This window comes from Proteus sp. TSJ240517 (assembly GCF_047921575.1).
Lineage (GTDB): Bacteria > Pseudomonadota > Gammaproteobacteria > Enterobacterales > Enterobacteriaceae > Proteus.
The window spans coordinates 134790-146932 of the sequence record NZ_JBLRMH010000007.1; the positions used below are offsets into that span (position 1 = coordinate 134790).

At 39.7% G+C, this 12143-nt stretch carries 11 protein-coding genes; 1 reads left to right on the forward strand and 10 read right to left on the reverse strand.

What is annotated here, in order from left to right; translation table 11 throughout:
- Positions 1-5: 5 nt before the first annotated feature.
- Genes ACNARN_RS12940 through ACNARN_RS12955 form a run of 4 tightly spaced genes read right to left on the reverse strand, consistent with a single transcriptional unit; the run spans position 6 to position 5304 of the window.
- The gene (locus tag ACNARN_RS12940) at positions 6-1058 is read right to left on the reverse strand and encodes a sialidase family protein (protein WP_198620100.1); all 1053 of its coding nucleotides are present in this window, start codon (positions 1056-1058) and stop codon (positions 6-8) included.
- A gap of 22 nt (positions 1059-1080) precedes the next feature.
- Positions 1081-2010 (reverse strand): dihydrodipicolinate synthase family protein, encoded by a 930-nt coding sequence (locus tag ACNARN_RS12945; protein WP_416304534.1) that lies wholly within the window; start codon positions 2008-2010, stop codon positions 1081-1083.
- A 10-nt stretch (positions 2011-2020) separates the two neighbouring features.
- A complete protein-coding gene (locus ACNARN_RS12950) occupies positions 2021-3667 on the reverse strand; it encodes a signal transduction protein (RefSeq protein ID WP_198629972.1) in 1647 nt (548 codons plus the stop codon).
- A gap of 50 nt (positions 3668-3717) precedes the next feature.
- Complete coding sequence (locus tag ACNARN_RS12955) at positions 3718-5304, reverse strand: FGGY-family carbohydrate kinase (RefSeq protein ID WP_109373719.1); 1587 nt, start codon at positions 5302-5304, stop codon at positions 3718-3720.
- A gap of 440 nt (positions 5305-5744) precedes the next feature.
- Here ACNARN_RS12955 and ACNARN_RS12960 point away from each other — a divergent pair, with 440 nt between their 5' ends.
- A complete protein-coding gene (locus ACNARN_RS12960) occupies positions 5745-6173 on the forward strand; it encodes a hypothetical protein (RefSeq protein ID WP_349443214.1) in 429 nt (142 codons plus the stop codon).
- 57 nt (positions 6174-6230) lie between these two features.
- On the opposite strand, the gene ACNARN_RS12965 is transcribed toward ACNARN_RS12960, so the two are convergent.
- From ACNARN_RS12965 to ACNARN_RS12990, 6 genes are all read right to left on the reverse strand, one after another.
- Positions 6231-6983, reverse strand: a complete 753-nt coding sequence (locus ACNARN_RS12965; RefSeq protein ID WP_349443215.1) for an ABC transporter ATP-binding protein — start codon at positions 6981-6983, stop codon at positions 6231-6233.
- A 29-nt stretch (positions 6984-7012) separates the two neighbouring features.
- Entirely contained in the window at positions 7013-7822 is an 810-nt protein-coding gene (locus ACNARN_RS12970) for an ABC transporter ATP-binding protein (protein ID WP_198620104.1), read from the reverse strand.
- Positions 7800-8669 carry a nickel/cobalt ABC transporter permease gene (opp1C, locus tag ACNARN_RS12975; protein ID WP_198620105.1) on the reverse strand — a complete coding sequence of 290 codons (870 nt, stop codon included), beginning with the start codon at positions 8667-8669 and terminating at the stop codon, positions 7800-7802. Before opp1C ends, ACNARN_RS12970 begins: the two co-directional genes overlap by 23 nt.
- 2 nt (positions 8670-8671) lie before the next feature.
- The gene (opp1B, locus tag ACNARN_RS12980; protein ID WP_416304535.1) at positions 8672-9598 is read right to left on the reverse strand and encodes a nickel/cobalt ABC transporter permease; all 927 of its coding nucleotides are present in this window, start codon (positions 9596-9598) and stop codon (positions 8672-8674) included.
- Positions 9599-9669: 71 nt separating this feature from the next.
- Positions 9670-11244, reverse strand: coding sequence for a nickel ABC transporter substrate-binding protein (nikA, locus tag ACNARN_RS12985; protein WP_160230794.1), 1575 nt, complete (start codon positions 11242-11244; stop codon positions 9670-9672).
- Between the two features lie 11 nt (positions 11245-11255).
- Positions 11256-12041, reverse strand: coding sequence for a class I SAM-dependent methyltransferase (locus ACNARN_RS12990; protein WP_109373726.1), 786 nt, complete (start codon positions 12039-12041; stop codon positions 11256-11258).
- Positions 12042-12143: the final 102 nt, after the last annotated feature.

Consider the following 12143-nt stretch of genomic DNA (forward strand, 5'->3'; position numbering starts at 1 on the left):
CATTTTTATTGAGTAGCCATTAACTGCTGATAAACAATGTTTTTTCGGTTCCAAGTAAAGGTCACGTGTAGGGTATTGTTTTCAGCAATAATAGCCGGATATGAAAATTCGCCTTCCCCATCGAGTAAATCGAATGGTTCAGACCAAGTACTGCCATTATCGGATGAAAGACTGACAGAGATGGGATAACGACGACTCCAGTTACCTGAATTCGGGTTATACACCAATGCCAGTTGACCATCTGCGAAGGAGACGACATCAATGCCGCTATTATTATTTGGTAATATTGTTGCATAAGCTGGACACCAACTGCGCCCATAATCCGTTGAATCGCTACGATAAATCGTACCGCGCGTACTCCGCATCATGGCATGCACATGCCCAAGCTGGGATTCCCATAGTGTTGGCTGTATCACGCCATCCCATTGAAAAACGCGTTGTAGATCAGTCTCCCATAAGGCATCGTCCTTTAAACCCTGCCAGATTTCATGTTCCGTCTGTTCACCTTTATGATGTTCAATTGGAATATCTACTCGCAACCAGTGTTGACCGTTGTCACTCGAAATATCGACAAACGCATCCCAGAATTGGTCATCCTCAACCGATCCTGGTGCCAACCACTCGCCATTCGACATCACTAACACTTTATTTTTCACAGGACCTCTAGGTGCTACATCACCAGAAACCAATTCACTCGGTAAACTCCAGCTATTTCCGCCATCCTTCGAGATAACGTATTGGGTCGTCCAACTATGTACATCGGGACCCGTTTTATAAAACAGCCAGATATTACCTGTTGATGGGTCAACATGTAAAACTGGATTCCAGTGCGCAACACCCGGATTTTTAACAACAGGCTGAGCATGTTGCCAATGATCACCCTCTTTCATCACTAGCCAGATAGCGGTATTACCGCTACCTTCTTTATCACCAGCGAAAAAAGCGGTTAACAAACGCTCAGAGTTAGGCACACGCACAATCGTTGAAGCATGGCAGTGATTAAAAAGTGAATGTGCATTATCAAGCACAAACTGGGTTTCCTTCATCACGAAAGGCATATTCCTACTCCTGTGTCCTAAATTAATCTAACGAAAGCCACTTCTTCATATTTTCACCCAATGCAGTCATGCTATTGACGGCAGAAGGGAAAAATGAGTTTTCAAACTGACTGCTGTTACGGGAACGACAGACCAGTGTGCTGAAGTTACCAATCAGGCGCTGATGATATTTAGCGCATGCTGGATAATCCAGTGTTTCGGTCATCGCTGCTGTTGATAAATAATCAGCTAACACCGCAGCCTGCTCTGGTTTATCTTTCCAATTCTCATAAAGCCAAACATAAAGCTCTGGATGGAAGTTTGCCATAACACCGCTATATGCCTGACATCCAGCTTGGAATGAAGCTAATAGCGTTTGACTGTTAGCGTTTGCAAGATGCAAACGAGTTCCTTTTGATAATGCCAAACGACGTTCTATCATCGAAAGAGAACAGCACGTATCTTTGATAAAGGTAAAGCGATTACTTTGTGCACACCACTCTACAATCTCTTCAGATAACAAGCGCTTGTAAGGATAAGGGCATTCATAGATACCCAAATCAATCTCTTTTGGTACCACATTGGTTAAGACTTGCAGTGTTTCCATCGCTTTATCATCTGACTCCCCGACAAGAGCCAAGCGATTACTGATCATAATGACGCCATCGACGCCAGTACCCGCCATTGCCTGCAATTGTTCTTTTTGCTGACTTAATGCGGTTGCAGTATGACCAGAAGCAACTACAGGTACTCTTCCATCTGCTTTTTCAACGATAAAACGGGTAAGTGCTTGAGTTTCCTCATCACTTAAATAAAACATTTCGCTTGATTGGCAGGCGGCAAATAGTCCATGTACACCAGAATCGATATACCAGTCTACAAGGCGCTCTAATGACGCCCAATCAATCTCCCCTTTGGCATCAAAAGGGGTTAGCATAACAGGCCAAACACCGACGTATTTTTGCTGACTCATCATCAATTCCTTACAGTAAGTTAATGGCATCGCCTGCCACTTTCACTTGGATACCTTGAGTCAGTGCTTGAGCAACGAATGCTTTTAGCACAAACGCCAATTTATCTTCATCAACATAAGCCACAGTAATGTGGTTACTTTGATGTCCCGCCATAAGGTCATCACGAGTTACGCCATCTAACGTACAGTTCAGTAATGGCCATTCGTAGTTAGTTGCTCTACGGCGACGTTCAAATTCTGCTTCAGGTAATTCTACCGCCACACCTGTACCGATATGCATAATCACATCAGTACCTTCATAGTGTGCACGACTCCATAACAAGCGTCCTGCCTTGCCTTGACCCGCGATAGTTGAACCCCCTTTAGGGAAGAACATCGGAGGCTGGCGATAACCTGTTGCACCTTTTAGGCCACCTTTGAGGTGTTCAAAAGGAACAGAGCCTGAAATTTCCATATCCCAGTAGAATGTTCCTTCATACTCACTACCCCAACGAATATCATGTAGTGTAGTTTCAGCCGGTAATCCTAATGATGTTAATAAACGCCATAACATCGTTTGAGGAATAGCCGTACCCATATCCACTTCGTTGATACAAGGAATTGGCGTGTTAGGGCAGATAATCTCGCCGTTTTCATCTGGTAATGGGAAACGCGCGGTCGAACCAATCGCACCTTCAGCAAAGTCAGATGCAGGGCAACAATCTTTTAAGCCCTGCTGATATTGCACACCCACCGCCGTTAAACCAAAACGTTTTACGAAACGCGCCATTGCAATCATCATGGCGCACTGCTCCATCACTTGTTCACGAGTGAGTTCAGTTTTGTCATCTTGACCAAACATAAACGTCATCCCGTTATCTTCGTACCACTGTAAACATGCCTCTCTTAATTCTGTCGGTACTTTCGCCATTTCGACCAGTAACGCAGACTGAGAAAGGGATTCAATTGGCATACCAATATTGATCATTGCCTGTTGTGGGAAGACCCCGTTAATCATTCCCATACAGAATGTATCGAACAAACCGATTATTTCTTTATTTTTAATTATATATTCGCCGACTTTGCGACCTACTTCGCCGGCTTCTGTCGCCATTACCCTGTGTGTTGGCGCAATATCTGTAAGATAGTTAAGCTTATGATTTACATAGCCATATTTTAACCAAGTAGCTAAACCATCTACAAAGAATTCATCATCAAACTCTTCTGACCATAAACGTGAATAATTTTTACCTAAACTGGTCATCGTACCCGCTAAACACAACATGCCCACCAGACCCGGCCATGTACCATCAAAGTTAGCCAGCAGTAAAATAGGGCCACGATGGTGTGCTAAAGAAGAGGCAATATGGTGTGAATATTGCCATGCGGTTAATAACACAATCACTGGTGCATCAGGATCGATTGCAGCAAACATATCGCAACCTTCACGCTGACTGCTGATAAAACCATGACCGCGAGCTTCATTAATCTCATGAGCACGCTTCATTTTGTAACCTTGAGCTTCTAATGCTGTAGCCAGTTTATCTTCAAATTTTTTCTGTACAGGCCAGCAAGTTACGTTTGCAGGCTCACGTAAGTCTGCGTTGGTGACCATCAGGATCTCTTTAGAACCTGCTGTAATGGTCGTTGGTAATTTTGGTAGATTTAAGTTCAACATAAGGTATCCCTGGTAAGGTAAACTCGGTTCATAATCGGAAAAATTAGTGGTCAACAATCTGACATCATTTCGTTATAACGCTGCTGATCTTGATACATCTGCAAATAAACTTGATATTTGGCCTGATGGAAGGCAAACGTGTCGCTATCTGGTGCGATAATGCCACCTTCTCGTACCATTGCGCTGGCAGCTTTAGAGAAATCATCAAAGGCTTTACACGCTACGGCACCTAATAATGCAGCCCCTAAATTCACTGCATCTTCTTCTTGCGCTAAATGAATTTCACGGCCTGTCGCATTAGCATATTCGCGTAGCCACAATGGATTTTTCGTTGCACCACCACACATCACGATGCGATTAATTTGATGTCCAGCATCTTCAAGTGTGTCGATAATATGACGTGTGCCATAAGCAATAGATTGCAGTGTTGCAAGATAATAACGAGCCAATGCAACACGACCACTTTCCAACGTTAATCCGCTTACCATACCTTTTGCGGCAGGATTAGCGCGTGGAGAGCGATTACCATGGTGATCAGCTAAAACATGAAACTGTGCGGTTGGATATTGTTCTGTTTCTTCCAATTCAGCGACAGCTTCATTTAATAAGGCGTAGTAATTCACCCCTTTTTCATTCGCTTCTTGTTCTAATTCAGCCCATGACTCATGACGACGAATAGACCACTCGACTAACGCACCAGCAGCACTTTGACCGCCTTCATTTAGCCATAAGTCTGGTAACATCGCGCCAAAGTAAGGTCCCCAAACACCAGGTACCATAATGGGATATTGACTTACGATCATATGGCAGTTAGACGTACCACTGATAATTGCCAAACTACCTTCAGGTTGTGATGCCGTTAATGCCAACCCACCCGCATGTGCGTCAATAATGCCTGAAGCAACAATGACACCCGTGTGCAAGCCAAACGCATTAGCAACTGACTCATCTAAACAACCCGCTTGTTCACCTAACGCAAGGATGGTTTGTGGTACTTTTTCTAATAATTCATCCAAACCTACATCGGCTAACAAGCTCTCACTAAATTGTCCTTGATGTGCTAAATAGTTCCATTTACAGGTTAATGTACAGGTACTTGCTACATCCCCTGATGTTGCTTTCCAAACTAAAAAGTCAGCTAAATCAAAGAATCGCCATACGTTTTGATAACGCTCTGGATAATGATTTTTTAACCAGAGAATTTTTGGCAACTCCATTTCAATACTCACTTCACCACCGACATATCGCAGTGAAGGATCATTGGTCAGATTGATGGTAACCGTTTCTTGTACAGCACGGTGATCCATCCACATGATGATATCTTGTTCCGCTTTGCCACTCGGTGAAACAGAAAGCCCTTTGCCATCCTTATCCACAGCAACTAAAGAACAAGTGGCATCAAAGCCAATAGATTTCACATGGATAGGATCAATAGCTGATAACGCCACCGACTCTTTTACAGTCGTGCAAACCTGCTGCCAAATATCGGTAGACGATTGCTCAACGAAATCCGTTTTTGGGCGGAATTGAGCAATAGGGCGGACAGAAAAGCCCAAACGCTTTCCATTGCTATCAAATACCGCTGCACGGACACTGGCTGAGCCAACATCAACGCCAATAAAATATTGTTGTTCCATGCGAACCCTCATCATTTGCTAACGCTATGCTAATTTTTGCTACTTCGAGTTAGCAAGTTAATTCGAGCATGCTGAAAAAACAATCACAATAAGATTAGTTTGTGATGCAGATCTACATGGATAATTTAATATCATGATTTTATTGATAATTTATTTATTTGGCTTTATGCGTTATTTAGATGACATACTGAATCGATTATGTTCGTTATGAAGCTAACGAACATTTAATTAATAAGATAAGTAAAAACACTTATAAAAATAGCAATATTTCGACAATAAATACCCTTTTATAAAAAGATATCTCTCTAATAATAAGAGATATTATTCAAAAAATAATAAAACAAACAAAAACAATAATATTCCTATTGCTATAACGCTCTATTACTTTACTTTTAATAAGTTAATTTAAATTTATATATTCTTTTTTGGAGCATTTAATTATGTTGAAAAATATTGCTATTAGTCTTTCTCTACTGCTTATTTCCTCTTCTACCTTTGCAGCGACATTAGCTGAAAAAGAATTACAACAAAAATTCGAGGAGAATATTCAATCTCGTATTGTTGATTTAAATAAAAGCTGTGATGCCAATATAAAAGTCATGTTTGATTGGTCTGCATTTACTGCTGATGATTTAAAAACAACAGGTATTGATAGTTATTGTAGCGAAGGATTAAAAGGCGTAATTAATACTTGTGAGAGCTCAAAAATAGCACAAGAAACGGTAAAAGAAAAAATACAGAATATTACCTGCTCTAAAGCAACACCACGTAGTATTGATCTCAAAGAAGGCACGCTGAATTTTGGTATTGATTTCAATGCTGCAAACGATGCAAAAGCGGTTCAAGAACATTTAATGAATAATCTTTAATTTTTGCCAATAAAAGACAGCAGTATTTTACTGCTGTCTTTTATTACTATTTATTGATTAAATAACGGATTGAATTAATTTTTTTGAATAATCCTGCGTGACTTTACCTAGGTTATTTATCTCACACAATTCAATATTTTTACCTTGTAAAAAGAACATCACTTTATCGCAGAAATAAGCCACTGTTTGAATATCATGACTAATAAAAAGATAAGAGAGTGTAAATTCTTCTTTTAACTGTTTTAATAAATCTAATATTTGAACTTGAGTGGGAATATCTAAAGAGCTAAGCGCTTCATCTAATACAATAAGTTTTGGATAAGATGCTAATGCACGACATAAACATACCCGTTGAGCCTGCCCTCCAGAAAGTTCAAATATATAACGTGTATAGCAGCTTTTAGATAATTCTACTTTATCTAAAAAAGCAAAAATAAGTGTTTTCAGTGCTTGATTGCTAATACTTGGATTAATGATTTTAATCGGCTCAGCAATAATTTCGCCTACCGTTAATGTTGGATTAACAGACGTCATATAATCTTGAAAAACGATACTAATTATACCTTGGCGATGAAGTCGTTTTGTAACGGGCTTATTATTTAAAAAGATGGCACCACTATCAGGTAACTCTAATCCACAAATTAAACGCGCTAACGTACTTTTACCACTGCCACTTTCACCCACTAAACCAAAAGCTTCACTCGAATTAATATTAAAAGAGAGTGAGTCGATAACCTTCACTTTTTCACCAAATAGTGTGTTATTTTTTTGAGTATAGTACTTACTAATATTCTCAACGCTTAATAACATAAACCCTCTTTTATTTGGATAATATTAATCTATTTTTTATTAATCAATTGTTCGAAACGTAATGAAAGCTGTCGGCGTGCATTAATTAAATAACGCGTATATTCTTGTGTTGGATGCGATAAAACGGTTATTTTCTCACCACATTCAACCATTTTTCCTTTTTGCATCACTAATATATCGTCAGCAATTTCATTGACTATCCCTAAGTCATGAGAAATAAAAATCAGTGTTGAATGATAAGTTGTGACGACATGCTGGAGTAGTTTTAAAATATCTTGGCGAAGAGGTGCATCAAGCGCCGTTGTCGGTTCATCTGCAATTAATAACTTTGGTGATAAGGCAAGTGCAATCGCAATCATCACACGTTGTAATTGTCCACCACTTAATTGATGAGGAAATGCTTGCATAATAGATTGAAATTGATGAGGAAATACATGAGATAATGCCAACTCAGTTTCTTCTACGGCTTGCTTTTTAGAATAGGAAAAATGGTAGATTAAAGTTTGGCAAAATTGCTTTCCTATTCTCATTAGAGGATCAAAGGCACTCATGCCATTTTGCACAATCACACCTAAAGATGTCCCCAATAAAGCTCGACGTTGAGAAAGCGCCTCATGACTGATTTTCTTTCCATTCAAGAAAATCTCCCCTGACATGACTAATTGTTCAGGTAGTAATCCCATAATGGCTTTACTAATCAAACTCTTGCCACTACCACTTTCGCCTACAATCGCTAATGTACGCCCTTGCTTTATCGAGAAAGAGATATCATCAATCAGTTTTTTTCCGCTTTCTTGATGAGTAATAGAAACGTGCTCAAGCGTCAGTAAGTTGTTCATGCTGTTCTCCTACTGACTGACGATTATCCGGATCAAACACATCACGTAAGAAATCACCCCAAAAATTAAATGCAGTAACAACAAGGGTAATTGCAATGCCTGCGGGTAACATTTGCTCTGGGTGTAATACCATGACATTTTTTGCTTCACTCAACATATTTCCCCATTCTGGCGTTGGTGGTTGTACACCTAACCCTAAAAAGGAGAGCGCCGAGATCATTAAAACAACACTACCAATATCCGTTGATGCTAAGACAATAGTTTCAGCAAATGTTACTGGCAATAAATGACGTCGTAAAATATGACTAGAAGGTGCACCAATCACCTGTGCATATGCAATGTAATTACGATGGGAATATTGGCGAACAACCCCTCTGATCATTCTGGCATACCATGCCCATTTCACTAAAATAACGGCAATTAAGATATTACCAATACCCGGCCCCATTATTCCCACTAACGCTAAGATCATAATTTCTGCAGGGAATGACAAAACCACATCACATAATCGCATAATTAATGTGTCTGTCTTACCATGAAAAAATCCGGCTAACATTCCCATTAACCAACCAATCATTAATGTCACACTCATGGCTAATAAGGCATAAAATACCGTCGTTCTTACACCAAACAATAACCTTGAAAAGATACAGCGCCCTAAATTATCCGTACCCAGCGGGTAATCAAAGCTTATAGGCTTAAATTTCAAACGTATTGAGGTTAATGTGGGATCATGCGGAGCTAACCAAGGGGCGAATATTCCTGCAATAACCACAATCATAATCACCAATAAACACAGTTGCGCACTTTTATCTTTTCCGAGTCGTTGCCAAAAAATCCGCCACATCATTATCTCCTTAGCCGTGGATCTGCCATCATTTGAATGACGTCCATCAGAAAATTAAAAAAGAGAAATAACAGTGACATCAATAAAATATAAGCTTGTATCATCGGATAATCACGACCAAATATAGCGCTGATACATAGTCGCCCTATTCCCGGCCAAGCAAAAATATTCTCAATCACCACCGTACCAGCAATAAGCTTTGGAATACTCATCCCTAAAGCCGTTAAACTGGAATACAGCGAATTACGTAAAATATGGCGACGCAAAATAAGATTATCAGGTAATCCACGCGCTTTGGCATAAAAGACATAAGTCTGATGCCATTGATTTAACATCGCACCGCGTAATAACCGTAAATAAGTGCCGATATACCCTAAAGAGAGCGCCAGAGCAGGCAAAATAACAGACTGAGGCGATAGCATCCCGCTGACAGGCAACCAATCCAAATAAACAGCGACTCCCCAAATTAATAGCAATCCTAACCAATAATTAGGAATAGCCGTTAAAATAAACACAATGAAACGGATGCATTTATCCGTAAAACTTTGAGGTTTAGCCACACACCATAATGCTAAAGGGAGTGTCAGAATAATCGTAAAGAATAGCGCGGTTGAAGCTAGCCAAAGTGTTGGAGGTAACGCCCTTAACATCTCTTGAATAACAGGGGTTCTTGTAAGAAAAGAGGTACCAAAATCGAGTTGCAAACCCGCCATTAACCACAAAAAGTAACGCGTAAAAAAAGGCTTATCTAACCCTAATTCATGGCGCATGCCTTCAATGGCTTCGGGTGTGGGGACTATTTCATTGACGCGTAGCGCGACTTCCGCAGGATCAGACGGAGCTAATTCCAACAGAATAAAGGCAATAAATGAAATGATCAGTGCCAGTGGGAAGATAGCCAGCACTCTCCAGAATATATAACGTAGCATAAGATTTGATCAGTGAAGCACATTGATATTACGTGCCTCACTTATTTTGGTTAATCTCATTGATGCATTAATTAAGGCTTAAAGCGCATCTTTTCAAACGGTATTTCATATTGAGATGGATTAAAGCCCACATTTTCTAATTCACTACGATGGATAGCCTTAGTACGTGAATAGGTTAACGGAATATAGACCGCTTGCTCGGCTAATGACGTAAACAAGTTTTTATAGAGTTCCTGACGGCGCGCTTCATTAGGTGTAATTAATAACTCGCCAATCATTGCATCCAATTGGACTTTATTTGCCAACCCTTTTTGCCCTTGATAATCTGCGTGAGCTGGTATTCTAAATGATGAAACAAAAGAAGCGGGATCGTAAGGCGTTCCCCATGACAGTGAATATTGTAAATCAAAATCACCATTTTTTTGTCTATCTAAATAGGCTTGTTTCTCTTCACCTAAAATCGTTAAACCGACACCAATCTTTTTAAAATCATCTTGAATAAGTTCAGCTATCTCTTTCTCAACGGCATTATTCACATTATAAGAGAGCAATAGCTGTAATTTCTCACCTTGTTTCTCACGAATAGCTTTACCTTTTGGTAATACCCAGCCTTCGGCTTCTAATAGTTCAATCGCTTTTGTTGGTTGATAAGCATAAGTTGGAGAATCAAAATCACAGTAAGGCACACTGCGCGCCATTAAAGTATCAGCGATTTTTTCGCTACCCGCTAAAATACCTTGTGCAATCCCTTCTTTATCAACCGCATATTGTAATGCTTGGCGGACTTTTTGGCTGGATGTCATTGCACGACTACTATTGAGCACAATTGCGCGAGAAGCGATCGGTGCGCTCATTTCAGTTTTGAATTTATCTGACGCCATAAGAGCTTCAAATGAATCCATATCTAACATGTCGCCATCTGCACCAAAAATAAGCTGAATATCCCCTTTTTGTAGAGAAAGTAACATGGTTTGTCTATCGGGGATCACTCGCCACATCACGCCATTTAATACCGGCTTCTCTCCCCAATAATTTGGGTTAACTTTAAACTCAGCATATTGGTCTTTTTTATGCTCAGTTAATACCCAAGGCCCTGTACCAATATAATTCGCAACACCCGTTTTTGTTTTGCCATTAATAAAAGAATTTGGCGAAATAAAGCGGAATGGGCGAGTTAAACCTAATTCGGTTAATGTTGGGTAGTAAGGGTTTTTTAGATTTAATTTAACCGTGAATTCATCAACAATTTCAACACTATCAATCTGACGAACTAACTCTAACCACGCATGTCGTTCATAGTTGTCTAGCACAGCTTCAATATTTAATTTTACTGCTTTAGCATTAAAAGGTTCACCATCGCTAAAAGTCACATCATGACGTAAAAAGAAGGTGTAGCTCTTTCCATCAGGAGAAATGTCCCAACGCTCCGCTAAATAAGGTGCAACACCTTTTTCGGTATTTAATACAAGGGATTCAAATACCATGTTTTGAGCCGCCATCTCACCAGAGTAGAGATGCGGGTTAATATCACGAATGTCTTTTGTGCTGGCATAATCCAACATATTATTACTTTTATCTGCTAACGCAGGAAAAGCACATGCAAGTGTTAATAATAGTGTTGGGAACACTGAAAATAAGGGCTTCACGTTGTTCTCCTTTAATTATCTATTCTTTGTTTTTGTGCGTGGATCATAAACATCGGTGTGGAGCCATAATTAATCTTTTCTTCTTCGTTCCACACAAAATCACCAATGCGAGTATCTATCATATATCGACTAAAACCGACTTCTAACAGGGTATTAATATCCCATTGAGGGCGTTTAATTTGACTTAACGGTAATTGGCGAGCAATTCGTTCCATCTCTTTGGTATCTGTATTGACGTAGTGATCTTCAACTTGCTTTTCAATTGAACGCTCTCTATCTGCCACAAAACCTTGCCAGTAATTTTCATCAAAAAGATGTAAATACCAATTAGCATCAAAATTAATCAAACTACCACCTGGTTTTAATACACGAAACCACTCTGAATACGCTTTTTGAGGCGCTTTTAAATTCCATGTCACGTTGCGACTCACCACTAAATCGAATTGTTCACTGGCAAAAGGCAGTTGGTGTACATCACCGCGAATAAATTGAATATTTGCCTGATGCGTTTGCGCATTTTGTTTGGCTTCCAGCAACATGCCCTCAGTTGCATCAATTGCCGTGACATCATGGCCTGATAACGCTAATAAAATGGCAAAAAAACCAGGCCCCGTACCAATATCAAGCACTTTTAAGGTTTCACCTTCTTTGATATGCCCCAATAACAGATGACGCCATTTCTGTTGTTTCTCGCTCAGCAATTCCTGTTGATTAGACTCACTATAACTTTCAGCTCTGATATTCCAGTAGCGAGTTACATCATTAAGTAATTGGTTATTATTTATTTTATTTGTCATCAGAAACCTGCTGTTATATCAACGTAAAAAGAGGAATGAATTCCCCTAAAAGCGAATGATTTGGCTATTTTTTAGTGTGGGTAACATACCTTGTAACGCCTT

What these genes read in the sequence shown, in the direction of transcription:
- ACNARN_RS12940 (WP_198620100.1), bottom strand. Translation starts at nt 1,058, where the DNA reads ATGCCTTTCGTGATGAAGGAAACCCAGTTTGTGCTTGATAATGCACAT.
- ACNARN_RS12945 (WP_416304534.1), bottom strand. Translation starts at nt 2,010, where the DNA reads ATGAGTCAGCAAAAATACGTCGGTGTTTGGCCTGTTATGCTAACCCCT.
- ACNARN_RS12950 (WP_198629972.1), bottom strand. Translation starts at nt 3,667, where the DNA reads ATGTTGAACTTAAATCTACCAAAATTACCAACGACCATTACAGCAGGT.
- ACNARN_RS12955 (WP_109373719.1), bottom strand. Translation starts at nt 5,304, where the DNA reads ATGGAACAACAATATTTTATTGGCGTTGATGTTGGCTCAGCCAGTGTC.
- ACNARN_RS12960 (WP_349443214.1), top strand. Translation starts at nt 5,745, where the DNA reads ATGTTGAAAAATATTGCTATTAGTCTTTCTCTACTGCTTATTTCCTCT.
- ACNARN_RS12965 (WP_349443215.1), bottom strand. Translation starts at nt 6,983, where the DNA reads ATGTTATTAAGCGTTGAGAATATTAGTAAGTACTATACTCAAAAAAAT.
- ACNARN_RS12970 (WP_198620104.1), bottom strand. Translation starts at nt 7,822, where the DNA reads ATGAACAACTTACTGACGCTTGAGCACGTTTCTATTACTCATCAAGAA.
- opp1C (WP_198620105.1), bottom strand. Translation starts at nt 8,669, where the DNA reads ATGTGGCGGATTTTTTGGCAACGACTCGGAAAAGATAAAAGTGCGCAA.
- opp1B (WP_416304535.1), bottom strand. Translation starts at nt 9,598, where the DNA reads ATGCTACGTTATATATTCTGGAGAGTGCTGGCTATCTTCCCACTGGCA.
- ACNARN_RS12990 (WP_109373726.1), bottom strand. Translation starts at nt 12,041, where the DNA reads ATGACAAATAAAATAAATAATAACCAATTACTTAATGATGTAACTCGC.